Source organism: Aeromonas sp. s4 (assembly GCF_040907855.1).
Taxonomy (GTDB): Bacteria; Pseudomonadota; Gammaproteobacteria; order Enterobacterales; family Aeromonadaceae; genus Aeromonas; species Aeromonas caviae.
Window position 1 is genome coordinate 1 of record NZ_JBFOCP010000009.1, and the last position, 26,009, is coordinate 26,009.

Sequence of the window (26,009 nt, forward strand, 5' to 3'; positions counted from 1 at the left end):
GGTCACTTCATCAGACATTGAAAATCAAAAATTGTTTTTGATGCTCGATGCTGTGAGTGCCCACACAGATTGCTTGATTCAAATTGTTAAAGAGCAGGGTCTGAAACTATAACCTTCACAAGCTTGCTTTGCAAGCCAGACCACACACGCACTGCGCCGTGCTGATGGAGGCGCATTATAGGGACCGATTCTTTGCTGACAAGCAGAAATTGCGATTTTTTTTGATAAACGACGCCAAGTGTTTAAGTAACGACCAACTCGAGTGATATCCAAACAAAAAGGGCCTCGAGAGGCCCTTTTCAATTCTGCTGCCGCGACAAATCAGATTGAGAAGCTGGAGCCGCAACCGCAGGTCGTCGTAGCGTTGGGGTTGGTCACGGTGAAACGGGAACCTTCCAGGCCTTCGGTGTAATCCACGCTGCCGCCGACCAGGTATTGCAGGCTCATGGGATCGATCACCATGGTGACGCCGCTCTTCTCGACCACGGTATCGCCATCATTGATTTTCTCGTCAAACGTGAAACCGTACTGGAAACCGGAGCAGCCCCCCCCAGTGATGTAGACCCGCAACTTGAGTTCGGGATTCTCTTCTTCGGTGATCAAGGTCTTTACCTTGTTGGCTGCCGCATCCGTCATCTGGATGGGCAAGGGGGCTTCTGCTACTGCACTCATTGCTGACCTCACAACCGTTACATCCACAAACATGGAAACCGCGAAATTATCCAATACCCGACCATTTAGTTCAAGTATTCACCACTCTCTTACTGCGCTGCCGGCAAGGGGGCTGGTTGAGCGACCAGAGGCTTGAGCACCTCGTTCCACTCAGCAACCAGCTCCTGGGCCGGTTGCCGTCCCTCCTTCGGGATGAGGATTCTCACCCTGTCCGGGATGAAGCCTGAGGGAAGCTGCCAATTGCCCTCCAAGAGCTGGAAGTATCGCAACGCGTAGCGTCCCTCCCCCACCTTCATGCCAAGATCCCGGCCACTGAGGATCCTGGGCTTGTCAGCCAGACTGCCTTCGAGCCGGATCTGCACCTGCCCCCGAAACAGCTCCCGCTTCTTGGCGGGTTGTGTGAGCGCCAGACGATAGTGGTAGCGACCCGGCACACTCGTCTCCTGCAATGTCAGATTGTCGATGGATACCCCCACCTGTTCGCCGGTGGGACGCATGATGCGCTCGAAGAAGGCGAGCTGACGTTTCTGCTCCTGTACCTGGGCTTCCTGATCCTTGAGCGTCTGCTGAAGTTGCTCGAAGGCGGCCTTCTGGGTCGCCAGCAGGGTCTCCCTGACGCCGAGATCAGTCTTAAGTTGTGCAATGGCCTTGCTCTGACGCTCCAACGTCTCTTGCTGCACCGTCATCAGGCTGCTCTGAGCCAGCTCCTGTCTGTTCCCGACGACATAACCGATACATGCCCCCACGGCCAGCACCACCAATAACTTCACGATTTGGGACATAAGGCCTCTTCTATATGCCGACATCAACACGGCCGGTCTCTTTTCACTATACGCGACCATGCCGGATTGATACGGATAAACAAAGAGTTAACCGGTCGCGATGCTGCTTTCACCCCGGTTTTGACGCGCAGCAAGCCGTAAAGTTCGCTCCAGGATCTGGGAATAGATGGGACGCCCCCCCAACCATTGCGCCACTAGGGTTGCCCCTATGGTGGTGATCATCATGGGCAGGATCAGCTGATAGTTGTCGGTCATCTCTGTCACCAGCACGATGCCGGTAATGGGGGCACGTACGGTGGCGGCGAAAAGCGCCCCCATGCCGGCGATGGCAAAGGCGCCCGGTTCGATGCCGAGATCGGGAAATGCAGAGTGGAACAGGTGACCAAAGATCACCCCGAACAGGGTGCCCAGTGCCAGGGTCGGCGCAAAGACACCACCAGGGGCCCCCGAGCAAAAGCAGATGAGGGTACCCACCAGTCGCACCGAGAAGATGATGAAGAGCGTCGCCATCGCATAGTCTCCCCCCGTCAGATGCGGGATGAGCTCGATACCCCCTCCAGTGACAGAAGGGGCGAACAGCGACAGCATGCCAAAGGTTCCAGCCACCCCCATGCCGATGATGACGAAGCGGTGGCGCTTGTTCTGATGCAATGCCAGGTAACCATCCTGACAGGCGAGCACCAGCTTGTTGAAGACGAACCCCAGCACACCAAAGCAGCCCCCCATGAAAAGAAACAGCCAGAGCGCCTTCAAGGCCGGAGCGTCGTAGTGAGGCAGCATGATGACGGGGGATTGCCCTTTCATGTTCTGCAGCATCAGGGTCGCCATGACGGCCGAAATCCCGACCGCCTTGATGGCGAGGAAGGAGTAGCGAAATTGCGGTCGCATCTCTTCCATGACAAACAGTATCCCTGCCAGCGGGGCATTGAAGGCCGCAGCGAGACCACCCGCCGCACCGGCAGCCAGCAGGGCATGGCCATGCTCCTTGGGCAACCGGAAGATATCCGCCACCATCTTGCCGAGGTTGCCCCCTATCTGCACCGAGGGCCCCTCCCGCCCCAGCACCATGCCGGAACTCAGGGTACAGACCCCGCCAAAAAACTTCACCGGCAACACCCGCCACCAGCGTACCGGGCGCAGGTCGTCCATGGCCCCTTCAATTTCCGGGATACCGGATCCCCCCGCCTCGGGGGCAAAGGCATGAGTGAGGAAATAGCCGACCAACCCCAGCAGGGCGCTGAAACCAAAGCCGAGCAGGCCAAGCTGCCACCAGGGGCGATCGGCCAGCAAGTCGACACGCTGCTGGGCCAGCCAGTGAACGCAAGACTCGAACAATCCGCACACCAGGCCTGCCAGCAGGCCGACCAGGGCCGCCAACAGGAGCACCAGCAGCGGCATCTTGTCCCGCCGTATCAGGCGCTGCAAGACTGGAGGACGACGCAGCGAGGCCGCGTCGGCGGAAGGAATGGCTTGTTGCTCCATGGATAATCACGCTCATCTAACGAGGACCAGACACACCTCGGCCTCGGCTGCCCAGCTCTGGGCCTTTCTGCTATAGTCGGCCCGTTTCATGTATCACGGGCGAGAGTCCGGGGCGAGAGCGCAAAGCATACTCCTCCCGCCATCCCCTGCCGAGCCGCAATCGGCAGCCTGCGCCCGGGTAACGACCAAAATCCCATTAAGGATGATCCATGTCAAAATCAGATCAGCTGTTTGAACAGGCCCGCCAGACCATTCCCGGTGGCGTCAACTCACCGGTCCGCGCCTTCAACGGGGTCGGCGGTACACCCCGCTTCATCGATCACGCCGATGGCGCCTACCTCTATGACGTGGATGGTCAGGCCTATGTGGATTACATCGGATCCTGGGGCCCCATGCTGCTGGGCCACAACCACCCGGCCATCAAGGCCGCCGTCATCAAGGCAGTGGAAAAAGGGCTGAGCTACGGCGCGCCGACCGAGATCGAAGTGCTGATGGCCGAGAAGGTGCGCCAGATCGTCCCCTCCATGGAGCAGGTGCGGATGGTCAACTCCGGCACCGAGGCGACCATGAGCGCCATCCGGCTGGCCCGCGGCTACACCGGCCGCGACAAGATAGTCAAATTCGAAGGCTGCTACCACGGCCACGCCGACTCCCTGCTGGTCAAGGCTGGCTCCGGCGCCCTGACCCTGGGTCAGCCCAACAGCCCGGGCGTACCCGCCGATTTCGCCAAACACACGCTCACCTGTGTCTTTAACGATCTGGACTCGGTGCGCGAAGCCTTCACCCAGTACGGCAGCGAGATCGCCTGTATCATCGTCGAGCCGGTAGCCGGCAACATGAACTGCATCCCGCCGGTGCCCGGCTTCCTGGAAGGGCTGCGCGCCATTTGTGACGAGTTCGGCGCCCTGCTGATCCTGGACGAGGTGATGACGGGTTTTCGCGTCTCCCTGCGTGGTGCCCAGGGCCACTACAACATCGACCCGGATCTCACCACCCTCGGCAAGATCATCGGTGCCGGCATGCCGGTGGGCGCCTTCGGCGGCAAGAAGAAGGTGATGCAGCACATAGCCCCGACCGGCCCCGTCTATCAGGCTGGTACCCTCTCCGGCAACCCCGTGGCCATGGCCGCCGGCCTCACCATGCTGGATCTGCTGCTGGAGCCGGGCCTCTATGAGCAGCTGAGCACCAAGACCGCCCGTGTCGCCGAAGGGCTGAAAGCCGCCGCAGCCAGGTACGGCATCCCGCTTGCCATCAACTACGTGGGCGGCATGTTCGGCTTCTTCTTCACCGACGAGCCCGAGATCACCCGCTACGAGCAGGTGACCCGCTGCGACATGGAACGCTTCAAGCGCTTCTATCATCTGATGCTGGAGGAGGGTGTCTATCTGGCACCGAGCGCCTACGAGGCGGGCTTCCTGTCGCTTGCCCACGGGGACAAGGAGATCGAACACACTCTGGCGGCCGCCGAGCGCAGCTTCGCCAAGCTGGCTGGCTGACAAGCCGCAAGATGTGCAGAGGGCCCCGATGGGGCCCTTTTTTGTTTGCTCGTCCCGACAAGGCACCGTAGTGGTGCATCTTTAAGTCCCTCACCGGAACCTTGCCACCTGCTGGTGCGCCGCGCCGTACACGGGCTGTCATAAATCAGGCCCACAATTTGCAGGCCCCTGCTTCAGGAGCCCATTGGACCGAGGTGTATATGGCAGAGATGAGCCCCATCGATGTGCTGCGGCGCTATCAGGAGTACGAAACCGAGCTGGCCCCCCTGCTGTTGGGGCTGCTCACCCTCCCCGAGGCGTCTCTCAAGACCTATGCCTTCGTCGAGGAGGTGAAGAGCCTGGCCCCCCAGATCAGGCCAGCCATACTGGCGCCCGTTCCGGCGGCCCAGGGGCAGCTGCGCCTGCTGGTGCAGGGCCATGGCCGGGAGCTGGAGATCAACCTGCACCAGCTGATCGCCTGGCTGATGGGGGACAGGGAGCGGCGGCGCGCCATTCCCTGGTTCAGGGCCGTCTACGTCGTCCTGAGTCTGGCCCTGTTTCTCATCGTCGGCACCCTCATCTGGCACGGGCTGGAACAGCTCTATCTGCTGCTGTGCGGCACCCAGCAGAACCGACTGGGAGCCTTCAGCGCCATCATCTTCCTCACGCTCGCGCTGGCGGTGTTCGATCTCGGCAAGACCATCCTCGAAGAGGAGGTGCTGCTGCATAAGGACATCTTCCGCCACAGCGCAATCCGGCGCACCATTACCCGCTTTATCGCCGCCATCCTGATCGCGGTCTCCATCGAGGGGTTGCTGCTGCTGTTCAAGGGATCCCTCGGCCAGAGCGAACTGCTCTGGCCTGCGGTGGGGGTGATGGGCTGCGCCGTGGGGTTGCTGCTGGCGCTGGGGCTCTATGTGTTTCTCGGTGCCAGGGCGGAAGCCGCACTGGTCGCCTCCAGCCAACAGACTGCCCACTCGGAGGGGGCTGCCAGAGGCATCAGAAGACGCGCCAGGACCGGGCGAGCGGGATGACATACCAACGCGGGGTGCCCGTGCAGGCGGGCCTCGCCGACGCCAGCTAGCTCGTCGCCTCTGCCAGCGCGGGCGCTGGCTGTCGCCGCGCCGCCCGCCAGGAGGCGTACATGGTCCAGGAGGTATAGATGACGATGAAGGCCACCAGCCATTTGAGCATCTCCATCTCCATGGATTTGACCAGCATGGCCGCCAGCACCACGCCGATGGGGCCGAAGATGGCCACCGCCAGCACGGCCCGCGCATCGAAAGCCCCCTTGCGAATGAAGGTCCCCGCCGAGAAGACGCTGAGCACGGCGGTGGATCCCATCATGATGGGGAAGGCCACCAGCGGGTTCATGCCGAGCAGATAGACCAGGGTCATGCAGGGGGCGAACAGGCCGATACCGACGTTCATCAGAGCTCCGAACAGGAAGTTGCCGGCAAGGGCGATCCCCAGCTTGTAACCGCTCAGCCCCATGGCCTCGCCACCGAGGGGGAAGAGCCCAAGCAGGCCGGCAAAGATGAGACCGGCGACCACCAGCAGGGAGACCGCCATTACCAGCCGGATGGTCTGGCGATCAAAGGAAGCCACGTAACGGGCGCCCCAGGCCGCACCGGCCGCCGCCGCCGCCATCATGCTGATGAGGGTGACGGGATCCACGTTGACCACGCCGATGAAGATGAGAGCCTGGGTCACGGTCGGCAGCACGCACTGGCCGTTGAGGGTACCGGGCAGCACCCGATCATCGATCAGCCTGAACTGCTTGTAGCAGGCGGTCTTCACCGCAAAGCTCCCCACCCCCAGGGTATCGAGAAAATTGGCCACAAAACCGATGGCCGCCACCGGCCAGAAAGGGGTGGCTTCGAGCTGGCCATGACGCCGTTTGTGCCACCAGGCACGGACCAGCATAAAGAGAAAGACCAGGGCACAACCGATAAACAAGAGACGCAGAAAAGTGACAAGCATGGGGAGACCTCCAACAACGGGCGGCGATTCTAAGGCAGCGGAGGGAAAAAATCCTGGCCAGGATCATGAGACGACGGGTGCAAACGTTTGGCCCCGACTATTTTGGCTGGCAGAACCCGAATGGGGCTATCCATACTGATTGGGAGGGCGACAGCCCGGGCTCATCGGGCGTAGTCCTGGTCATTTCGCGACGACCACAGCACCGGTGAGGCGTAAACGAAAGAAGGCGGGGTGACCCGCCTTCTTTTTTCATTCTCCGTCAGGCAATCCAGCGTGGCAGCCGGGGAGCTAGGCGGTCGATCAGGCGATCCGACACGGGAGTGAGCAACAGCAGCGGCAGGCAGATCAGGGAGAGGCAAAGAGCGCCCACATAGACGTCCGTCATCCAGTGCGCACCAGCCAGGATGCGGGGCGCAGAAAACAGGGGCACCATCACCACCGCAATCACCCCGGCCCAGCGCGGCAGATAGCGCAGGGCAAAACCGGCGAAGATCATCAGGAAGAGGGCGTGATCACCGGGGAAGCTGTCACCGGCGGAGTCCTTGGTGGGAATCGCACTGATCTCGGTCAGGCGCAGAGCCCCGTCCACCATCAAGGTGGGGCTGGGACGGCTGACCGGCAACAGATGCCCGAGCTGATTGATCACCAGGGCCCCCAGCAGCATCACGACCCCCATGGCCACCAGACGACGGCGCTCCTGCCCGTCGGCACGGAAGAAGCAACCGGCGAGGATCCCGCCCATGCAGGCCAGCGCGGCCAGATCGAACAGGCGGTTGTTGGTGATGGCCACCAGATCGGCCCAACGGGGGGAGTGGCCAATCCAGCCATTGACCAGCTGGAAGAGGGCGAGATCCCACCCATCCCAGGGGCCGTGCTCAGGCAGGGCGCCCCAACTGAAGGCGATGAGGCCCCCGGCCAGATAGAAAGGAATGAACTTGCTCATGCCGACGTGTCCTTCGAAAAACGCTCATTCTAGGCCAGCCGCAAGATGACTTGCATCACAAAAGTGTAAGAATTCGTGTAAAAAAGGTATTCCATCGGCTCTTCTTTTGGCGCCGCCGACCGGGTGGGCAAGCGCGCCCCCTCCTTGGCTCTCCCGCCGGTTGCGGCTAGTATGGGCGCTCCCTTCGTTCAGGATGATGATGATGCGCAGCTACCTTCGCATGATGTTGTTTGCCCTCGGTTTGCTGGCAGGTGTACAGATCCCCGGGCTGGTCGATCTCTACTTCCAGCGGCTGGATGCCCGGCTGCAGCAAGCCGGTCTGGCGCTGGCCCCCTTCCAGCGCACGGCGGACCAGCACTTCAATGGCGATCTGCAGGCGCTGGTCGCCCATTACGGTGCCAGCCAGGATCCCGTCTTCACCCAGGATGCCACCAGCCTCCAGCAACTGGTGAACCAGCAGCAGCACCTTCAGGGGGAGATCGCCGTGCGGGAGAGCCCCTGGTACCAGCAGCTCTCCCACCTGTTGCTGCGCGCCGATCCCGCCCTCTGGCAGGATACCCTGCACAACTACGGCTATGTGGTCCCCCTCAAACAGGCCGCCATTTTCTGCGGCGTGGCGGCGGGTCTGCTGGCCTCCCTGGCGGGGGATCTGCTGCTCGGCCTCCTGCTGCTGCCATTTCGCTCCCGCCAGCGCGTCCCCCGTCACGGCCTGCGCTGATCCCCTCTCACTGCCAACCGGGGTGCCCGCCCCGGTTGGCGGCTACTCGAAGGGTTCGAGATAGGCTTCTATGGCCTTCTTCAGCCAGGCCAGCACCTTGCCGTGATGGGCGTTCTCCGACAGATAGACTCCGTAATCGCGCCACTGCAGACTGAACTTGTGCTTCAGGGTCAGCAGCTCCCCCTGGCGCAGCTGGCTCTGGATAAGGGGTGAAGGCAGCACCGCCCAGCCCAGACCATCCAGCACCGCATCCCGCATCAGTTCGAAACTCGACAACCCGATATGCTGCCCTCCGATCGGCAGCAGGCTCTTGACCGAAAACGCGTCCACATAGGAGAGGGTGACCTGGGTGTGATCGGTCAGATCCTGCTGCAACACCCGCTTCAGCCCAGCCAGCGGGTGGCTTGGCGCCACCACCATCAGGGTGCGGATCGGGTTGAGCACGTCGATGCAAAGACCGCTGCGCTCCTGTTCCTCGGTGATGAGGCCGAAGGCGGCATCCACGAACCCCTCTTCCACCAGGGCCGGCAGCTCCGGCGGTGAGGCCAGCACCAGGGAGATGCTGGTGCCCGGAAACTGGCGACGCAGCGCCCCCAGCATCTCGCGCCATACCACCTCGGGAATGGCGTCGTCCCGGGCTACCCGCAGCGCCACCTCGGCACCGGAGGCATGGTGCTCGCACTTGAGCTTCAGGCTGTTCGCGGCCTGCAACAGCCGCCGACAGTCGTCCAGCACTTGCTCGCCGATTTCGGTCAGCCGGCTCTGATTCGCCCCTCGTTCGAAAAGTTCGACGCCAAGCTCCACTTCCAGGGTAGCAATCGCCGAGCTCACTGCGCTGCGACTCTTGCCAAGTCGTCTGGCGGCATTGGCTATCGAACCACTGTCCGCTGCTTCTACAAAGAGTTGTATCTGATTTAGCTTCATGGCTTCAAACTGGTGGCAGATTATTCCATCACCACCTTATCCCCTGGTCCGCCCCCAAGGCAAACAAGCAGCAACAGCTTTCTCGACGCTCAGCGATAACCTTGCCCGTTTCGGGTGCCGTTATCCTCTCTTCGTCGCAGCAACAGAAGGAAACTGCATGTCATCCCGTCCCCTGCTTTTGGCCCGCCTCTTCCTGACGGGGGCCATCCTGACCGAGGTCGCCGGCACCTCCTCCATGGCCCTGATCCCAAAGAGCGAGAGCGGCTGGATCCACTATCTGCCGATGTGGCTCCTCATCACCCTCTCCTACCTGCTGCTCGCCAAGGCCGCCAGGACAATCTCCATTGGTATCGCGTTTGCGCTGTGGGAAGGGTTGGGGATCGCCCTCATCACCGCCGTCTCCGTCCTGTTCCTCGGCTACGAGCTGAGCATCCAGGAGTGGATCGGACTGGCGCTGGCCATAGTGGGGATTGTCATGGTGACCCTGGGCGAGACCCATGATGCACCAGCCCCCACCCGCCAGAGGAGGGAAGCCCCATGCACCCGTTGATCATCGTACTGAGCGCCGCCATGCTGGATATCGGCGCCAACATGGCAATCAACCGCTCCGTCGGTTTTCGTGACAAGGGGTGGGGCGTCCTCGGCATTCTGCTGGTGCTCTGTGCCTTCACTCTGCTCAGCGAGGCGGTCAGTACCGGCAAGATCGATCTGGCCGTGGCCTATGCCACCTGGGGCGCCATCGGCATCCTGGGCACCGCCCTCGGGGGCCTGCTGCTGTTCGGCGAGCGCCTCAGACCCGTCGGCTGGCTCGGCATGGTGGTGATGGCGGTGGCGGTCGCCCTGCTGACCACAGCATGATCCCCTCTCCAACCCCATGAAAAAAGCCGCCCTGTTCCCAGGGCGGCCTTTTCATGGTCAAACCGATCATCCAGATTGCAGCAGGCAGCCTAACGCGCTACCTCGTACAGCTCCAGCGGCAGGCCGTCGGGGTCGGCGAAGAAGGTAAAGCGCTTGCCGGTCAGCTCGTCCACCCGCACCGGCTCCACTTCCACCCCGTGCTGCTCCAGGTGGGCGATGACCCGGTCGAGATCCGCTACCCGAAACGCCAGGTGGCGCAACCCGCACGCCTCCGGCCGGGAGGGGCGCGGTGGCGGCGCCGGGAAGCTGAACAGCTCCAGCTGGCTGCCGTCCGGCAGCGCCAGATCCAGCTTCCACGACTGACGCTCGGCCCGCAGGGTCTCGGCAATGATGGGCAACCCCAGCACCTGGTGATAGAAGTGGCGCGAGCGCGGATAGTCGCTGGCGATGATGGCCACGTGATGGATGGCCTCAAACAGGGGATGGGTCATGGCAATCCTTGCAAAACGGGCAGCCTGCGCTGCCCGTCTTCGTCAGTTGAAGAAACCGTTGAACCAGTTGTCCAGGGCATTCGCCGGGTCCGAAACCGGGCTGGCACAGCTCATGGGCTCGGCCAGACCGGCCAGCTTGGCTGGCACCTGGAGACTGCCGGGACAATCACTGGCCACCCGGGCACCGCTCGAGCGGGAGAAGTTGGCCCAGCTCACCCCTTCGGGCATCTTCAGTCCCAGGCTGTTGACACCTCGCTGGCTCATGTAGCCGCTGAACAGCTGCAGGGCGCCACTGGCACCGGTCAACCCGGCCGGGGTGTTGTCGTCACGGCCGACCCAGACACTCACCAGCTCGTTGTTGTCCATCCCGGCAAACCAGGAGTCACGCAGCTCGTTGGTGGTACCGGTCTTGGCGGCCATGGTAGCCCCGGGGAACTTGGCACCGAGCGCACGGGCCGTCCCCTGGCTCACCGTCTTGGTCATGGCGAACAAAGTAAGCCAGCTTGCCTGGGGATCCGTCACTCGCTTGGCCGCTTCGTCATGCTGGTAGAGCTGGCGCCCCTCGCCATTCACCACGGCCCGGATGGCCGACAGGGGCTGGGTCAACCCCTGGTTGGCAATGGGCAGGTACATCTGGTTCACCTCCATGGGCGAGAGCGCCACCGCCCCCAGCACCAGGGACGGATAGGGCTGGATCTCCTGCTGCACCCCCAGCTTGTGCAGGGTGTCCACCACCTTGTCCAGGCCTATCTGCATCCCGAGGTTGACGGTCGGCACGTTGAGGGAGCTGGCGAGCGCCTCCATCAGGGGCACGCTCTGGCGGAACTTGCGGTCGTAGTTCTGCGGCGTCCAGATCTGGCCATCCTGGCCGCGAATCCGGATCGGCTGATCTTTAAGCGGCGTGCCCAGGGTCAGGCCGTTGGAGAGGCCGGTCAGATAGACCGCCGGTTTGACCAAGGAACCAATCTGACGGCGGGCATCCAGCGCCCGGTTGAAGCCGGCGTAGCGGGGATCCCGTCCCCCCACCATGGCGACCACCTCGCCCTTGTGCCAGTCGGAGACCACCATGGCCGCCTCCAGCTTCTTCTTGCCACGCTGCTTCTCGATGGTGGCCAGACCCGACTCCACCGCCTGCTCGGCGGCGTGCTGGGCGATGGGATCCAGACTGGTGAAGATCTTGAGGCCGGACTGCTTGAGCAGATCCGGGCCGAAGCGGTTCTGGATCTCCCGCTTGAGCAGCCCCATGAAGGCCGGGGTACGGCCATAGCTCATCTGGCCGCGGGCGATGATGCCAAGGGGCTGCTTGCTGGCCAGGTCATACTCGGCCTGGGTCAGGCTGCCGTGATCCGCCAGCAGTTTCAGCACCAGATCCCGGCGCGCCTTGGCCCGGTCCGGGAAGCGCCAGGGATCGTAATAGGAGGGCCCCTTCACCATGCCCACCAGCAGGGCCACCTGATCGATGTCCAGCTCGTTGACCGGAATACCGAAGTAGAAGTAGGAGGCGAGCCCGAAGCCGTAGACCCCCTGGGAGAAGTTCTGCCCCAGATAGACTTCGTTGAGGTAGGCCTCCAGGATCTCGTCCTTGCTGTAGCGGTAGTCGATGAGCACCGCCATATAGGCTTCCTGCAGTTTGCGCCACAGGCTGCGCTCACGGGTCAGGAAGAAGTTCTTGGCGAGCTGCTGGGTGAGCGTGCTGCCCCCCTGCACGGTGCGACCCGCCAGCAGGTTGGCTGCCATGGCGCGCATGATGGCCACCGGCGAGACACCGCCGTGCTGGTAGAAGTCCCTGTCTTCCGTGGTGAGCAACGTCACCAGCAGGCTGTCCGGCACCTCGGAGAGGCGCACCAGCAGGCGGTCTTCCCGATCCTCGGTGTTGAGGCGATCGAGCAGCACCGGGTCCATCTGGGCATAGCCGAGCTGGCGCTGGTTCTCCAGGGACTGGATCCCCTCGAGGCGCGCCCCGTTGAAGGTGAGACGCAGGCCACGGGCGCCGTCGGCACCGTCGTGGAACTCAAACGGCCGGCGCACAAGCTCGATGCGGTTGCCGCTCACCGCGTACTCACCCGGGGTATGAGGCTGACGCACCTGCTTGTAGCTCAGCATGTTGAGCTCGCGCAGCATCTGGGTCTGGGAGAGCCGCTGGCTGGGATAGAGCTCCAGCGGGCGGCTGTAGACCATCACCGGCAACTGCCACTTCTCGCCGTCGAAGCGCTCGCGCACCTTGGTGTCGAGATAGATGCCAAACACCACCATGAAGGCCGCCACCACCAGAGAGAGCTTGAAGCCCAGCCAGAACAGGGTGCGCCAGATGGTGCGTTTGGGCGCCGCCTTCTTGGGCGTGCGCTTGCGTCGTTGGGTTGCCATAAATCCTCTTGTCGTTCTCCTCGCCATCCCGCTGATGCGAGCGGCCTGCGATGCCTGTTGTGGAGGGGACTGTGCCACCGCCATCTTGTTCTGGTCGTGCCGACCGATCACTGCCCCGTCGGCTACTCCTGCAATCCCATCTTTTTCTTGGTCACCCGGGTCGGCATCGCCTCCAGCGGGTTGTCCGGCCAGTAGTGACGGGGGTAGCGCCCCTTCATCTCTTTTTTCACCTGCTCATAGGATCCCGCCCAGAAGGCGGCAAGATCCGCGGTGATCTGCAAGGGGCGCTGGGCCGGGGAGAGCAGCTCCACCACCAGGGGCACCCGGCCATCGGCCACGCATGGGGTGGCGCCTAGCCCGAACATCTCCTGGATGCGCACCGGGATCGCCGGCGCCTGACCCGGCTGGTAGCGGATCCGTACCCGGCTGCCGGTCGGTGCGGTGAAGTGGCTCGGCAGCGCCTCGTCCAGCCGCCTTGGCAAGGGCCAGGGCAGAGACTGGCGCAGGATGTCGCTCATGTCGAGCCGCTTCAACTGCTCCAGCCGGGTCATGCCGCTCACCGCCGGCAGCAGCCACTGCTCGAGGTCGGCCAGCAGGCTCTCCTCATCCATGGCGGGCCAGGCTTCGTCGGGCAGCCAGTCGCGGGCGCAGCGCAAGCGGGCCAGCAGCCCCTCGCTGCTCTCGTCCCAGGGCAGCACGTGCAGCCCCTTGCGCCGGATGCCCTGCAGCAGGCAACGCCCCTTCTGTTCATCGGAGAGATCCGTCAGCGGCCGCTGGCCGAGCACCAGCTCGCCGAGCACCTGCTGGCGCTCCGCACGCACCCGTTCCTCCCGATCGTCCCAGTCGAACCACTGGCGCTCGCCGACCAGCTCGGGCAGCTGGCGCACCAGCTCATCCAGCGCCACCGGCTCAGCGATGAAGATGCGGCTGCCGCGCTCGTTCTGACCCATTTCGACGGCCACGATGGCCCCCTGCCCCTGGCAGGGATGCCCTTCTACCAGATCGCAGCTCACCCCGCCACTGAGCTGATAGCGGCTGCCACTGCGCAGCTTGCCGATGCGATCGGGCCAGGCGAGGGCGCACAGCAACCCCAGCCATTGACCCTGCGGGCTGCTTGCCCGTACACCGAGCCGCTCGAACCAGCGGGCCGCCCCCTGGCGCAGGGCGCCCTGACGGCGGTGGAACAGCACGGACAGGCGCTCCGATCCTCGCAGATCTTCTTCCAGCAGCGCCACCAGGAAAGCCGCATCGGCGACAATCCCTGTCAGACCCTCGGATTCCAGCTCGCGGGCCCGCAGCAACATGCGGGCGAGGCGGGGATGGGTGCCGAAGGCCGCCATGGCACGGCCTGCTGGGGTAAGTTGTTGCTCACCCTCCGGGGCCATGGCGCCCAGGGCCACCAGCAACCGCCGGGCGCTGGCCACGGCGGCAGGGGGCGGCATGTCCAGCAGGGGCAGCGCCTCCACCCGGGCCCCCCACTGGGCGGCGTCCATCAGCAGGTCGGTGAGCTCTTGCGTCAGGATGTCGGGGGGACTCTGCTCGGCGAGGCGCTCCTGCACCTCGCTGCTCCAGAGCCGGTAGCAAACGCCGGGGCCAAGCCGCCCTGCCCGCCCAGCCCGTTGGGTGGCGGAGGCTTTGGCGATGGGGCGGGTCTCCAGCCGGGTGACGCAGCTCTTGATGTCGAAGGTGGCACGCCGCTCCAGCCCGCTGTCGATGACCACGGAGATCCCCTCGATGGTGAGGGAGGTCTCCGCCACGTTGGTGGTGAGCACCAGCTTGCGACGACCCGCAGGCGCAGGCTCGATGGCTGCTTGCTGGGCCGCGAGGTCAAGACGGCCATAAAGGGGAGCCAGGGTCACATCCCCCGGCAACCGCCCTTCCAGCCACTGTGCCAGCCGCTCTATCTCCCCCTGTCCCGGCAGAAACACCAGGGCACTGCCAGCCTGACTGGCGAGCGCCTCCAGCACCACGGCGCCAACCTGGGGCTCCAGCCACTGCTGGCGATTGGCGGGGCGATAGTGGTACTCGATGGGAAAGCCGCGCCCCTCGGAACGCACCACGGGGGCACCTGGCAGCAGGCGCTCCAGGGCCATGCCATCCAGGGTGGCGGACATCACCAAGAGCTTGAGATCATCGCGCAACCCCTGCTGGCTTTCGATGGCGAAGGCCAGCGCGGTATCGGCGTGCAGGCTGCGCTCGTGGAACTCATCAAAGATGACGAGCGACACGCCGGTGAGCTCAGGAGCCTGCTGCAGCATCCGGGTCAGCACCCCCTCGGTCACGATCTCGAGCCGGGTCTGGCTGCTGGTGCGGCTCTCCCCGCGCACTCGCAGGCCGATGCGCTCGCCCACCTTCTCCCCCAGCTGACGCGCGAGGAAGCTCGCGATGTTGCGCGCCGCGAGGCGCCTGGGCTCCAGCATGATGATGCGCCCGGGCAGCCGGTGCTGGCGCACCAACTCCAGCGGCAGCAGGGTCGATTTGCCAGCGCCAGGGGGCGCCTGCAGGATCACGCTGGTATGGTTGTCGAGGGCTGCAAAGAGCTCGGGCAACACCGGGACGATGGGGAGGGAAGACAAAGCGATGGGCACCTTCTGTGACACTCCTGAAAAGGGGTCCATTCTGCCACAGCCTCCCGGCCACCGTAAGCGCCCCTACCGGGCAAGGGCAGGAGGTGCCAGGTGCAACACGGCAAGACATCCCGGGAGCGGCTGCCATAGAATGGCCCTTATCCGATGCCCATCACGAGGACCGACACGCCGCATGCCCAAACTCTTCTTTGCCCTGCCCCTGCCAGAGCTTGCCCCCGAGCTTGCGACCTGGCGAGACCAGCGCCCCTGGCCCGGCCAGCCGGTGCCCGAGAGCAACCTGCACCTGACCCTGGCCTTTCTCGGGGAGGCCGACGAAACGACCCAGGCTCGCCTGATCGCGGCCGCCGAGCGACAGCACTGCCCCCCTTTCACCGTCCATCTGGATCAGACCGGCTGGTTTCAGCGCGCCAAAGCCGCCTGGGTGGGGCCCGGTGAGTGGCCGAACGAGCTGACCGTGCTCGCGAGGGCACTGCGCCGCCACGGTGAAAAACTCGGGCTGGGCAACGGCGAGCAGGGCTATCGCCCCCACGTCACCCTGTCGCGCAAGGCGGGCGAGGCCCCCGGCGAGCTGCCTGCGCCGGATTTTCTGCTCAGGGCCGATCGCTTCTGCCTCTATCAATCCGTCAGCACGCCGGACGGTGTCCACTACGAACCGCTCGCCTGCTGGCCCCTGCGGGCCCGCGTCAAAGAACCGCACCGCGAGGAGCTCACCCCATGATCTTCGATCCCCCCCTGCAGTCCGGGCAGCTGATCTCCCGCTACAAGCGCTTTCTGACGGATGTCGCGCTCGACAACGGCGAGGTGATCACCATCCACTGCGCCAATACCGGTGCCATGACCGGCTGCGCCCTGCCGGGCACCCGGGTCTGGTACTCCACATCCGACAACCCCAAGCGCAAGCTGCCAAACAGTTGGGAAATCGCCGAGAGCCCGGCGGGTCACTTCATCTGCGTCAACACGGCCCGTGCCAACCAGATCGCCCGGGAGCTCATCGAACAGGGCGCTCTCGCCCCCCTGGCAGGTTATGCCAGGCTGCGCACCGAAGTGAAATACGGGGAAGAGAACAGCCGCATCGACCTGCTGCTGGAAGATGACAACAGGCCGGATTGTTACATCGAGGTGAAATCCGTCACCCTGCTCGACGAGCGGGAGCAACCCGGCATGGGGTACTTCCCCGATGCGGTCACCACCCGCGGCGCCAAGCACTTGCGTGAATTGATGGCCATGAAGGCGGCAGGGCACCGGGCCGTGCTGCTGTTCATGGTATTGCACTCCGGCATCGCGAGAATGCGCCCTGCAGCCCATATCGATCCGCACTATAGTCAGCTTGTTGAACAGGCGATGGCGGCAGGGGTTGAAATTTTATGCTATCGCCCCCATGTTGGGGTGCAGGGCATGGTGGCTCAGGATTTTATCCCATTTGAATCTGACCATATGCTACCCGAGGGCAGAGAATAAATGCAGAAGTGGGTAACATTATTGATAAGGCTTGTTTGCCTCCCGTTGACCCTTCTGCTATAGATGTCGCCCTCAATTTATGGATGGCACGGGTAGCGTGCTGAATTAGGAGACAGGGCATGCCAACAGGCGAAAACAGGAAATCTCTGGGCCCCCTGGCCATTGCGGGTGTAGAGCCTTACCAGATGAAAGCCGGTGAGGAGTACATGAATGACCAACAGAAGGTACATTTTCGCAAGATCCTGGGAGCCTGGCGCAACCAACTGATGCAGGAAGTTGACCGCACCGTCGACCACATGAAGGATGAGGCTGCCAACTTCCCGGATCCCGTGGATCGCGCCGCGCAAGAAGAAGAGTTTGCTCTCGAACTGCGCACCCGCGACCGTGAACGCAAGCTGATCAAGAAGATCGAGAAAACCTTGCTGCTGCTCGAAGAAGATGACTTCGGTTACTGCGAGCATTGCGGCATCGAGATCGGCATCCGCCGTCTGGAAGCCCGTCCGACCGCAGACCTCTGCGTGGACTGCAAGACGCTGGCCGAGATCAAGGAAAAACAGATGGCTGGCTGATGCCGCCCATCCACAGGAACGAAAAGGGAGCCCAGGCTCCCTTTTTTATTGAGCTTTTGGTCGGGCCGTCCCAGAATGCAGCCTCAATGCATCGCCTACCCGAATTGCCATGGTCATGACATCCCCCTCCTCCCGACGCCCCTATGTGGGCCGCTTCGCCCCCTCACCGTCCGGTCCGCTCCACTTCGGCTCCCTGGTCGCCGCCCTTGGCAGCTTCTTGCAGGCCAGGGCGCAGCAGGGACGCTGGCTGGTGCGCATCGAAGACATCGACCCCCCGCGGGAGATGCCGGGAGCGGCTGACCTTATCCTCACCACCCTGGAGGCACACGGTCTTGGCTGGGATGGGGAGGTGATGTTCCAGAGCGCGCGCCATGGCCGCTATGACGAGATCATCGATCAGCTCTATCGGGCCGGGGATCTCTACTGGTGCCGCTGTACCCGACGCGAAATCATGGCCGCAGGGGGGTTCTACAACGGTCATTGCAGCACCCTGGGGCTGACCGCCGAGGGGTGTGCCGCCCGTTTGCGCCAGCACCACCCGGTCTATCGGTTCGAGGATGCGCTTCAGGGAGAGATCACCGTCCCTGCGGCGCTGGCGGAGGAGGACTTCATCGTGCGCCGCCGGGACGGGCTCTACGCCTACAACCTGGCGGTGGTGGTGGATGACATGGACAGCGGCATCACCGAGATCGTCCGCGGCGCCGATCTGCTGGAGCCCACGGTGCGCCAGATAGCCCTCTACCAGACTCTGGGGGCTGCCGTCCCCGATTGGGTGCACCTGCCACTGGCGGTGCAAGCGGATGGCAACAAGCTCTCCAAGCAGAACCATGCGCCGGCGCTGTCGCAGGACGAGGTACGACCGGCTCTGTGGCAGGCACTGCATTTTCTCGGTCAGTGCCCGCCGCCCGAGCTGATGGCGAGCCGGATCGACGAGATCATAGGCTGGGGCATCGCCCAGTGGCAGCTGGCCCGGGTGCCCGCCAGCGAGAAGATCCCCCTGGCAGGCGGCTAACACTGGCGACCAACCGGCTGCCATCTCTCCCAAAAAGTGGCGAAGTCCGGAGCGGGCAACGGCCTCTGGAGGTAAAAAGAGCGGCCCACGGATGCGGTGCAGGGGCTGAGGGTTCGGTATAAGGTCAAACAGGGTCATTTTCCGAAAAACCATAAAATACATTTATAGTGGCCGGGCAAGCGCCATCGCCGTCTCGTTGCGGGGCCGACAGGCACAACAAGGGCAATGAACCGCTATTTTTGGCGGCAATCCTGATTCAAACCGGATCAATTGCCAGCACGGTTTTTCATTTGGTTAGGCGTGAGCTATGATAGGCCGCTATTTTTTTGGCCTCCCGTCAATTTGAAGTCATAACGAGGTGTACCATTTTTTCCCAGATCGCAAACTTTTGCCGCAAAGTGCTCGGCAAGGAAGACGGCGAGCAGTCGGTGGAGTCCCCCATTCCGGCCCGTGTCGCCGGACAGCGCCGTACCTTGAGCCGTGACCAGCACCCGATTTCGCGCAAAGAGATCAGCGAGAATGCCCTCAAGGTGCTCTATCGCCTGAACAAGGGGGGCTATGAGGCCTACCTGGTCGGCGGCGGCGTCCGTGACCTGCTGCTCGGGAAGACCCCCAAGGATTTCGACATCGCCACCGACGCGACGCCGGAGCAGATCAAGGCGCTGTTCAGCAACTGCCGCCTCATCGGCCGCCGTTTCCGCCTGGCCCACATCGTCTTTGGTCGTGACGTGATCGAAGTGGCCACCTTCCGGGGTCACCACCATCAGGTCAATACCAGCAAGCATGTGTCGGCCCAGTCCGATGAAGGCATGCTGCTGCGGGACAACGTCTACGGCACCATCGAAGAGGATGCCGAGCGTCGCGACTTTACCGTCAACGCCCTCTACTACAGCGCCAAGGATTTCACCCTGCACGATTTCGAGGGCGGGCTGGAAGATCTGGCCGCGCGCAGGCTGGAGCTCATCGGTGACCCCGAGACCCGCTACCGGGAAGATCCGGTGCGGATGCTGCGTGCCGTGCGCTTCGCCGCCAAGCTCGACATGACCATCAGCCCGCGCACCGCCGCGCCCATCCGGGAGCTCGCCCCGCTGCTGCAGGACATTCCGGCCGCCCGCCTGTTCGAGGAGACCCTCAAGCTGTTCCTGGCGGGGGACGGTCTGGCCACCTACAAGCTGCTGCGGGAATACGGGCTGTTCCAGCCGCTGTTCCCCCAGGTAGCCGCCCTGTTCACGCCCCACGGCAACTCGCCCTACGAGCAGTTCATCGAGCAGGCACTGATGGACACCGATACCCGGGTCCGTGAAGAGAAGCGCGTCACCCCCGCCTTCCTCTACGCCACCCTGCTGTGGGGCGCCGTCGAGGCCCGCGGCCGGGTGCTGGAAAACGAGAGCGGTCTGCCCTGGTACGATGCCTTCATGCTGGCCATCAACGAGGTGCTGGACAACCAGGTGCGGATCATCGCCGTGCCGCGCCGCTTCACCACGGACGTGCGCGACATCTGGGCCCTGCAGCAGCGCCTGACCCGCCGCCAGGGCAAGCACCCCGAGCGCGCCATGGAGCACCCGAAATTCCGTGCGGCCTTCGACTTCCTGTTGCTGCGCAACCGGGTCGAGCGCGGCCTCGGCGAGCTGGCGAGCTGGTGGGAGCGCTATGTGGCCTCCAACCCGGATGTGCGCCCGCAACTGCAACGGGAGGCGACCCGCCGCCCGGCGAGCGGCGAGCGCGCCGACTCCCGCAGTGGTGATGGCGAGAAGCGCAGCGGCAATGGCCGCAACCGCCGTCGCCCCCGTCGCCGCAAGCCGAAGTCGGCAGAGTAAGGATCCGCCGATGATCGAGGTCTTCGTCGCCATCGGCTCCAACCTGGCCGACCCCCTCGGCCAGGCTCGTCGCGCCATCGCCGCGCTGGCGACCCTGCCCGAGTCCGAGCTGCTGCAGACCTCCCACCTTTACGGCAGCCGCCCCATGGGCCCTGCGGATCAGCCGGACTACATCAATGCCGTGGCGCGCCTTGCCACTCGCCTCAGCCCTCTGGCGCTACTGGACGAGCTGCAGCGCATCGAGCAGGCACAGGGGCGAGTGCGCAAAGATGAGCGCTGGGGCCCCCGGACCCTGGATCTCGATCTGCTGCTGTACGGTGACGAGGTCATCCGACATGAGCGCCTGACTGTGCCTCACTATGGCATGAAGGAGCGGGAGTTCGTCCTGCTGCCCCTTGCCGAGATAGCCCCCTCCCTGGTGCTGCCCTGCGGCACCCCGCTCACCGAACTGGTTGCCCGCTGCCCGCGCAATGGACTCGCGATCCTGGCCGGTGCGGCAGGCGAGTAGAGAAGAGTAGGAACAACGTAATGAGCAAGATCACCACTACCCACCTGCAGAAAATGAAGCAGGACGGACAGAAAATCACCGCCATCACCGCCTATGACGCCACCTTCGCCAAGCTGTTCGACGACGAGGGCGCCCAGGTGCTGCTCATCGGCGACTCCCTCGGCATGGTATTGCAGGGCGGAGACGACACCCTGGCGGTCAGCATGGACGAGATGGTCTATCACACCCGCTGCGTGGTGCGCGGCACCACCAATGCCTTGGTGGTGACCGACATGCCGTTCATGAGCTACGCCACCCCGGAGCAGACCTACCAGAACGCGGCGCGCCTGATGGCGGCCGGTGCCCGCATGGTGAAGATGGAAGGGGGGGACTGGCTGTGCGACTCCATCCGCCACCTGACCCGTAACGGGGTGCCGGTGTGCGGCCATCTCGGCCTGACCCCGCAATCCGTCCACGTGTTTGGCGGCTTCAAGGTGCAGGGGCGTGACGAGTTCCACGCCCAGGAGATCTACCGCCAGGCGCTGGAGCTGCAAGCGGCCGGCATCCAGTTGCTGGTGCTCGAGTGCGTGCCCGTCTCTCTGGCAGAGCGCATCACCAAGGCGCTGCGCATTCCGGTGATCGGCATCGGTGCCGGCCCTGCCACCGATGGCCAGATCCTGGTGATGCACGATGCCTTCGGCATCACCTCGGGTTATGTGCCCAAGTTCACCAAGAACTTCCTGGCCGAGACCGGTGACATGCGTGCCGCCATTCGTCTCTACGTGCAGCAGGTGAGCGAGGGGACCTTCCCCGGCCCCGAGCACTGCTTCAACTGACTTTCTGTCGTCATGAGCGCGGGGGCCTGTGCCCCCGTCTCGCCCTCCCCCCTGACGACCCCCTCTTTTATTGATTCATCTGAAGGTGAACTGACGATGTTGGTTGTGAACAATCCCGCCGCGCTGCGCGAGCAGATCGGTCAATGGCATCGCGAAGGCCGCGCCATCGCATTCGTGCCCACCATGGGCAATCTGCATCAGGGTCATCTCACCCTGGTCGAGGAGGCCCGCCGCCATGGCGACAAGGTGGTGGTCAGCATCTTTGTGAACCCCTTGCAGTTCGACAAGGCCGAGGATCTCGCCAACTACCCCCGCACCCTGGAGCAGGATTGCGCCGCCTTGGAGGCCGCCGGTGTGGACCTGGTCTTCACCCCGACGCCGGAGATCATGTATCCCCAGGGGCTCGCCAGCCAGACCTTCGTCGAGGTGCCCGGCCTCTCCAGCCTGCTGGAAGGGGCGCTGCGTCCGGGGCATTTTCGCGGGGTCAGTACCGTGGTCACCAAGCTGTTCAATCTGGTACAACCGAACGTGGCCTGCTTTGGCGAGAAGGATTACCAGCAGCTCGCGCTCATTCGCAAGATGGTGGCCGACATGGCCATGCCCATCGAGATCGTGGGCGTGCCGACCGTGCGGGCCAAAGACGGGCTGGCCCTCTCTTCGCGCAACGGCTATCTGACCGCTGCCGAACGGGCCATCGCCCCCGAGCTCGCGCGCACCATGAACTGGATTGCCGGGCAGATTGAAGCGGGGAACAGTCACCTCCCCTCCCTGGTTGCCCAGGCCAGCCAACGCCTCGACAATGCGGGATTCAGGACGGATGCCATCGACATCGTCGATGCCGACACCCTGGAATCCGCCAGCGCCGAGAGCCAGCGCCTGGTGATCCTGATGGCCGCCTATCTGGGCAAGGCCCGCCTCATCGACAACCGAGTCGTCGCCCTGCGGGGTTGAGACACGGCAAGGAGACCACGATGTCCAAGAAGGTTTACTGCATCGCCCAGTTCCAGCCCAAGCCGGGCCAGGAGCAGGCACTGTTCCGCGTCCTGCAAGGGCTCGAACCCGACACCCTGCGTGAAGATGGCTGCCTGCAGTACATCGTCACCCGCCATATCCAGAGCCCCTTTGCCGAGGGGGAGAGCTTCCCCATCGTCTTCAACGAGATCTGGCGCGACATGGCGAGCTTCGAGGCACACTGCCAGCGCACCGGTATCAAGGCCTTCTTCGAGCGCTACTGCCTCGCGGATGATGGCCTCGCGGCCAAGTGGAACGTCTGCGTCTACAGCGACGAGCCCGCGGACTACGATTCCCCAGCGCTCTGAGACCGACATGTGCAAATAAAAAGGCGCCCGAGGGCGCCTTTTTGCTGGCAGGTGCTGCGCCTCAGTGGCGCAGACCGGTGCCGCGGGAGATGAGCCACCAGGCCATCCCGTAGAGCACCAGGATGAAGCCGATGATGATGAGATAGGCGGTGCCGAGGGGCACGTCGGAGATCCCGAGGAATCCGTAGCGGAACGCGTTCACCATGTAGATGATGGGGTTCACCTGGGAAACCCCCTGCCAGAACGGCGGCAGCAGGGTGATGGAGTAGAAGACGCCCCCCAGATAGGTCAGGGGAGTCAGGATGAAGGTCGGGATGATGCTGATGTCATCAAACGACTTCGCGAACACCGCGTTGATGAGCCCCCCCAGGGAGAAGAGGATGGAGGTGAGCAGCACGGTCACGCAGACGCTGAACAGGTGATGGATCTGCAGCGGCACGAAGAACAGCGACACCAGGGTGACGATGAGGCCGACACAGAGGCCGCGCGCCACGCCACCGCCCACATACCCCGCGATGATGATGTAGTTGGGCACCGGCGCCACCAGCAGCTCCTCCACGTTGCGCTGGAACTTGGCGCTGTAGAAGGAGGAGGCGACGTTGGAGTAGGAGTTGGTGATGACCGACATCATGATGAGGCCGGGCACGATGAACTCCATGTAGCTGAAGCCACCCATGTCACCGATGCGTGAGCCGATGAGGTTGCCGAAGATGACGAAGTAGAGGCTCATGGTGATGGCGGGCGGCACCAGGGTCTGGATCCAGATCCGGGTGAAGCGGCTCACTTCCTTGGCCAGAATGCTCTTGAAGGCGATGTAATAGGTCATGGGGTTCATGCTTTGCGACCCTCCTCTACCAGATTGACGAACAGCTCTTCCAGCCGATTCGCCTTGTTGCGCATGCTGAGCACCTTCACCCCCTGGGCGGAGAGCTGCTCGAACAGGCTGTTGAGGGACTGGCTCTTCTCCAGCTCCACTTCCAGGGTGTTCTCATCCTGCATCCGGCCGTTGAACTCGGGCAGGGCCGGAACGCTGGAGCCCGGCACCAGATCCAGCAGGAAGGTCTCGCGACCCAGCTTGCCGAGCAGGCTCTTCATGCTGGTGTTCTCGATGAGACGGCCCTTGTCGATGATGCCGATGTTGCGGCACAGCATCTCGGCCTCTTCCAGGTAGTGGGTGGTCAGGATGATGGTCACCCCCTGCTCGTTGAGATCCTTGAGGAAACTCCACATGGAACGGCGGATCTCGATGTCCACCCCGGCGGTCGGCTCATCCAGGATCAGCAGCTTGGGCTCATGCATCAGGGCGCGGGCAATCATCAACCGGCGCTTCATGCCACCGGAGAGAGTGCGGGCCGCCATGTCGCGCTTGTCCCACAGATCGAGCTGACGCAGGTACTTCTCGGCGCGCACCTTGGCCTCGGCCCGCGGCACTCCATAGAAACCGGCCTGGTGAGTCACTATCTGGCTCACCTTCTCGAACTGGCTGAAGTTGAACTCCTGGGGCACCAGGCCGAGCTGGGACTTGGCCAGCTCCAGATCGGTATCGATGTCATGACCGAATACCTTCACCTTGCCGGCACTCTTGTTGACCAGTGAGCTGATCACGCCGATGGTGGTGGATTTGCCCGCCCCGTTGGGACCGAGCAGGGCGAAGAAATCCCCCTGTTTGACGGTGAGATCGATGCCCTTGAGGGCTTCGACGCCCCCCTGATAGGTCTTCTTCAGACCGCTGATTTCCAATGCGTTCATTGCAACCCCTGTGATGGATGAGCCCATCTCGAGACAGAAAAGGCGGCTGTGACGCCGCCTGAAGACAGTCGATGGCGGGCCGGCCAGCCTGCCTTGCTACTTCGGACCCGGCTTACTCTTGCGGTACCACCTTGCCGATGAAAGGCAGGTTACGGTACTTCTGGGCGTAGTCAATGCCACAGCCCACCACGAACTCGTCCGGGATGGAGAAGCCAAGCCAGTCCACCGGCACCTGAACCTCGCGGCGGGACGGTTTGTCCAGCAGGGTGCAGATGGCCAGGGATTTCGGCTCGCGCAGAGAGAGGATCTCGCGCACCTTGTTGAGGGTGTAACCGGTGTCGATGATGTCCTCCACGATCACCACGTCCTTGCCTTTGATGTCGTCATCCAGATCCTTGAGGATGCGCACGTCACGGGTGCTGTGCATACCGGAGCCGTAGCTGGAGGCAGTCATAAAGTCCAGGGTGATGGGCAATTGGCACTGACGGCAGAGATCCGCCAGGAAGACGCAGGAGCCGCGCAGCAGGCCGATCATGACCACTTCCTCGGAGCCCTGGTAACGGGCGGTAATCTCTTCACCCAGCGTGGCGATCCGGGCTGCAACCTCGGCCTCGGGGATCATCACCTCGACAATGTGTTTCATCACATACTCCAATAATGACCAAAGGGTTATTGGCCGTTCATTAACGTCAAAACCGAGGATTCTACCACTCCAACCAGTGGGCGTCAGGCATACGTGATGCTTTTATCGGCTTATTTTAATTGATAGAGTTAGCAAGCCTTCGGGCATTATCGGTGACAATACTATAAACACCATAATCAATAACTATTAGATGAAAAAACTATGGAACCACGCGCAGAAATAAGACGTCGAACCCGGCTTTCGCCGGAGGCTCGCCGTGATCAATTGATGGAGTGTGCCGTCGAGGTATTTTCCCGTCGCGGCATCGGCCGTGCGGGGCATGCCGAGATAGCCGAACAGGCAAAGGTCTCGGTTGCGACCGTTTTTAACTATTTCAATACTCGTGAAGATCTGGTCGACGAAGTGCTGACAGAAATCGAAGCCTTCGTACAGCAGATCCTCGAACAGGCCTACAACGGTCAGGGCTCCGCCAGGGAGAGCATTCACCGCCACGTGAAGCTGTTCGTTGACGCCGCCTATGACAAGCCCGATCACGCCAGCATCTGGCTGGAGTGGAGCTCCTCGGTGCGGGAAGAAGTGTGGCCTCGCTACACCCGGCTGCTGGACAAGGCGCTGGAGCGCATTGCCCCCCACCTGCAACGGGCCATCGACAACGGCGAGATTCAGAGCGTGCTGTCGGCGCAGGATCTGGCCCGCTCCCTGACCGGTTTTGGCTATGTGATGATGCAGATGATCAATCAGCCGCAGCGTCCGAGCCGGGAAGAGGTGACTGATTTCCTGTTCAAGTACGTGACGGCCCCCATCCAGGCCAGCTGACTCGTGCAGATGTTGACAAAGCG

At 63.1% G+C, this 26,009-nt stretch carries 27 protein-coding genes; 15 read left to right on the forward strand and 12 right to left on the reverse strand.

The genetic code is table 11. The annotated features are described in order from the left end of the window. Nucleotides 1-321: 321 nt before the first annotated feature. The 3 genes from erpA to clcA all read right to left on the reverse strand — a co-directional run bounded on the left by erpA (nucleotide 322) and on the right by clcA (nucleotide 2,936). Entirely contained in the window at nucleotides 322-672 is a 351-nt protein-coding gene (gene erpA / locus AB5Y89_RS01995; RefSeq protein ID WP_010675554.1) for an iron-sulfur cluster insertion protein ErpA, read from the reverse strand. Nucleotides 673-761: 89 nt separating this feature from the next. After that, on the reverse strand, nucleotides 762-1,454 hold the full coding sequence (locus tag AB5Y89_RS02000) for a DUF6776 family protein (protein WP_039040863.1): 693 nt from the start codon (nucleotides 1,452-1,454) through the stop codon (nucleotides 762-764). An 87-nt stretch (nucleotides 1,455-1,541) separates the two neighbouring features. After that, entirely contained in the window at nucleotides 1,542-2,936 is a 1,395-nt protein-coding gene (gene clcA / locus AB5Y89_RS02005) for a H(+)/Cl(-) exchange transporter ClcA (protein ID WP_039040862.1), read from the reverse strand. 209 nt (nucleotides 2,937-3,145) lie between these two features. Between clcA and hemL the strand changes: the two genes are divergently transcribed. Together hemL and AB5Y89_RS02015 are read left to right on the forward strand one after the other, a co-directional pair. Continuing rightward, a complete protein-coding gene (gene hemL, locus AB5Y89_RS02010) occupies nucleotides 3,146-4,432 on the forward strand; it encodes a glutamate-1-semialdehyde 2,1-aminomutase (protein WP_043155744.1) in 1,287 nt (428 codons plus the stop codon). Between the two features lie 200 nt (nucleotides 4,433-4,632). After that, complete coding sequence (locus tag AB5Y89_RS02015; RefSeq protein WP_042016292.1) at nucleotides 4,633-5,445, forward strand: hypothetical protein; 813 nt, start codon at nucleotides 4,633-4,635, stop codon at nucleotides 5,443-5,445. Between the two features lie 46 nt (nucleotides 5,446-5,491). Here AB5Y89_RS02015 and AB5Y89_RS02020 read toward each other — a convergent pair whose 3' ends face one another. Together AB5Y89_RS02020 and AB5Y89_RS02025 are read right to left on the reverse strand one after the other, a co-directional pair. Then, on the reverse strand, nucleotides 5,492-6,394 hold the full coding sequence (locus tag AB5Y89_RS02020; protein ID WP_042878447.1) for a sulfite exporter TauE/SafE family protein: 903 nt from the start codon (nucleotides 6,392-6,394) through the stop codon (nucleotides 5,492-5,494). 259 nt (nucleotides 6,395-6,653) lie between these two features. Next, complete coding sequence (locus AB5Y89_RS02025) at nucleotides 6,654-7,337, reverse strand: phosphatase PAP2 family protein (RefSeq protein WP_109112714.1); 684 nt, start codon at nucleotides 7,335-7,337, stop codon at nucleotides 6,654-6,656. A gap of 202 nt (nucleotides 7,338-7,539) precedes the next feature. Here AB5Y89_RS02025 and AB5Y89_RS02030 point away from each other — a divergent pair, with 202 nt between their 5' ends. Next, the gene (locus AB5Y89_RS02030; protein ID WP_010675561.1) at nucleotides 7,540-8,055 is read left to right on the forward strand and encodes a DUF2937 family protein; all 516 of its coding nucleotides are present in this window, start codon (nucleotides 7,540-7,542) and stop codon (nucleotides 8,053-8,055) included. A 42-nt stretch (nucleotides 8,056-8,097) separates the two neighbouring features. On the opposite strand, the gene AB5Y89_RS02035 is transcribed toward AB5Y89_RS02030, so the two are convergent. Beyond that, complete coding sequence (locus tag AB5Y89_RS02035) at nucleotides 8,098-8,979, reverse strand: LysR family transcriptional regulator (protein ID WP_113725385.1); 882 nt, start codon at nucleotides 8,977-8,979, stop codon at nucleotides 8,098-8,100. Between the two features lie 157 nt (nucleotides 8,980-9,136). On the opposite strand from AB5Y89_RS02035, the gene AB5Y89_RS02040 reads away from it, so the two are divergent. Together AB5Y89_RS02040 and AB5Y89_RS02045 are read left to right on the forward strand one after the other, a co-directional pair. Further along, nucleotides 9,137-9,529, forward strand: coding sequence for a multidrug efflux SMR transporter (locus tag AB5Y89_RS02040; RefSeq protein WP_045521922.1), 393 nt, complete (start codon nucleotides 9,137-9,139; stop codon nucleotides 9,527-9,529). Further along, nucleotides 9,517-9,837, forward strand: a complete 321-nt coding sequence (locus AB5Y89_RS02045; RefSeq protein WP_288213109.1) for an SMR family transporter — start codon at nucleotides 9,517-9,519, stop codon at nucleotides 9,835-9,837. Before AB5Y89_RS02040 ends, AB5Y89_RS02045 begins: the two co-directional genes overlap by 13 nt. 89 nt (nucleotides 9,838-9,926) lie before the next feature. On the opposite strand, the gene AB5Y89_RS02050 is transcribed toward AB5Y89_RS02045, so the two are convergent. From AB5Y89_RS02050 to hrpB, 3 genes are all read right to left on the reverse strand, one after another. Next, the gene (locus AB5Y89_RS02050; RefSeq protein WP_052815234.1) at nucleotides 9,927-10,328 is read right to left on the reverse strand and encodes a VOC family protein; all 402 of its coding nucleotides are present in this window, start codon (nucleotides 10,326-10,328) and stop codon (nucleotides 9,927-9,929) included. 42 nt (nucleotides 10,329-10,370) lie between these two features. Beyond that, a complete protein-coding gene (gene mrcB, locus AB5Y89_RS02055; protein ID WP_010675566.1) occupies nucleotides 10,371-12,692 on the reverse strand; it encodes a penicillin-binding protein 1B in 2,322 nt (773 codons plus the stop codon). A 122-nt stretch (nucleotides 12,693-12,814) separates the two neighbouring features. Beyond that, entirely contained in the window at nucleotides 12,815-15,268 is a 2,454-nt protein-coding gene (gene hrpB, locus AB5Y89_RS02060) for an ATP-dependent helicase HrpB (RefSeq protein ID WP_368222801.1), read from the reverse strand. A gap of 184 nt (nucleotides 15,269-15,452) precedes the next feature. Between hrpB and thpR the strand changes: the two genes are divergently transcribed. The 9 genes from thpR to AB5Y89_RS02105 all read left to right on the forward strand — a co-directional run bounded on the left by thpR (nucleotide 15,453) and on the right by AB5Y89_RS02105 (nucleotide 22,778). Beyond that, entirely contained in the window at nucleotides 15,453-15,998 is a 546-nt protein-coding gene (gene thpR / locus AB5Y89_RS02065; RefSeq protein ID WP_128274369.1) for an RNA 2',3'-cyclic phosphodiesterase, read from the forward strand. Further along, nucleotides 15,995-16,738 carry a DNA/RNA nuclease SfsA gene (gene sfsA, locus AB5Y89_RS02070; protein WP_104452305.1) on the forward strand — a complete coding sequence of 248 codons (744 nt, stop codon included), beginning with the start codon at nucleotides 15,995-15,997 and terminating at the stop codon, nucleotides 16,736-16,738. Before thpR ends, sfsA begins: the two co-directional genes overlap by 4 nt. Nucleotides 16,739-16,857: 119 nt before the next feature. After that, on the forward strand, nucleotides 16,858-17,307 hold the full coding sequence (gene dksA, locus AB5Y89_RS02075; RefSeq protein ID WP_029314801.1) for an RNA polymerase-binding protein DksA: 450 nt from the start codon (nucleotides 16,858-16,860) through the stop codon (nucleotides 17,305-17,307). A gap of 109 nt (nucleotides 17,308-17,416) precedes the next feature. Continuing rightward, nucleotides 17,417-18,319, forward strand: a complete 903-nt coding sequence (gene gluQRS / locus AB5Y89_RS02080) for a tRNA glutamyl-Q(34) synthetase GluQRS (protein ID WP_368222797.1) — start codon at nucleotides 17,417-17,419, stop codon at nucleotides 18,317-18,319. A gap of 326 nt (nucleotides 18,320-18,645) precedes the next feature. Next, nucleotides 18,646-20,136, forward strand: coding sequence for a polynucleotide adenylyltransferase PcnB (pcnB, locus tag AB5Y89_RS02085; RefSeq protein ID WP_029314802.1), 1,491 nt, complete (start codon nucleotides 18,646-18,648; stop codon nucleotides 20,134-20,136). A gap of 10 nt (nucleotides 20,137-20,146) precedes the next feature. Then, nucleotides 20,147-20,644, forward strand: a complete 498-nt coding sequence (gene folK, locus AB5Y89_RS02090; RefSeq protein ID WP_045521936.1) for a 2-amino-4-hydroxy-6-hydroxymethyldihydropteridine diphosphokinase — start codon at nucleotides 20,147-20,149, stop codon at nucleotides 20,642-20,644. A gap of 20 nt (nucleotides 20,645-20,664) precedes the next feature. Further along, nucleotides 20,665-21,459: a 3-methyl-2-oxobutanoate hydroxymethyltransferase gene (panB, locus tag AB5Y89_RS02095; protein WP_039040847.1), complete on the forward strand. Its 795-nt coding sequence runs from the start codon at nucleotides 20,665-20,667 to the stop codon at nucleotides 21,457-21,459. Nucleotides 21,460-21,555: 96 nt separating this feature from the next. Beyond that, the gene (gene panC, locus AB5Y89_RS02100; RefSeq protein WP_368222798.1) at nucleotides 21,556-22,410 is read left to right on the forward strand and encodes a pantoate--beta-alanine ligase; all 855 of its coding nucleotides are present in this window, start codon (nucleotides 21,556-21,558) and stop codon (nucleotides 22,408-22,410) included. 20 nt (nucleotides 22,411-22,430) lie between these two features. After that, complete coding sequence (locus AB5Y89_RS02105) at nucleotides 22,431-22,778, forward strand: putative quinol monooxygenase (protein ID WP_368222800.1); 348 nt, start codon at nucleotides 22,431-22,433, stop codon at nucleotides 22,776-22,778. Nucleotides 22,779-22,839: 61 nt separating this feature from the next. Here the strand turns inward: AB5Y89_RS02105 and AB5Y89_RS02110 are convergent, their stop codons facing one another. From AB5Y89_RS02110 to hpt, 3 genes are all read right to left on the reverse strand, one after another. Beyond that, nucleotides 22,840-23,613 (reverse strand): ABC transporter permease, encoded by a 774-nt coding sequence (locus tag AB5Y89_RS02110; protein WP_010675577.1) that lies wholly within the window; start codon nucleotides 23,611-23,613, stop codon nucleotides 22,840-22,842. After that, complete coding sequence (locus AB5Y89_RS02115; RefSeq protein ID WP_045521939.1) at nucleotides 23,610-24,527, reverse strand: ABC transporter ATP-binding protein; 918 nt, start codon at nucleotides 24,525-24,527, stop codon at nucleotides 23,610-23,612. The genes AB5Y89_RS02110 and AB5Y89_RS02115 overlap by 4 nt, the downstream gene beginning before the upstream one ends. A gap of 112 nt (nucleotides 24,528-24,639) precedes the next feature. Further along, complete coding sequence (hpt, locus tag AB5Y89_RS02120) at nucleotides 24,640-25,170, reverse strand: hypoxanthine phosphoribosyltransferase (protein ID WP_010675579.1); 531 nt, start codon at nucleotides 25,168-25,170, stop codon at nucleotides 24,640-24,642. Between the two features lie 201 nt (nucleotides 25,171-25,371). Between hpt and AB5Y89_RS02125 the strand changes: the two genes are divergently transcribed. After that, nucleotides 25,372-25,986 (forward strand): TetR/AcrR family transcriptional regulator, encoded by a 615-nt coding sequence (locus tag AB5Y89_RS02125; RefSeq protein ID WP_029314803.1) that lies wholly within the window; start codon nucleotides 25,372-25,374, stop codon nucleotides 25,984-25,986. Nucleotides 25,987-26,009: the final 23 nt, after the last annotated feature.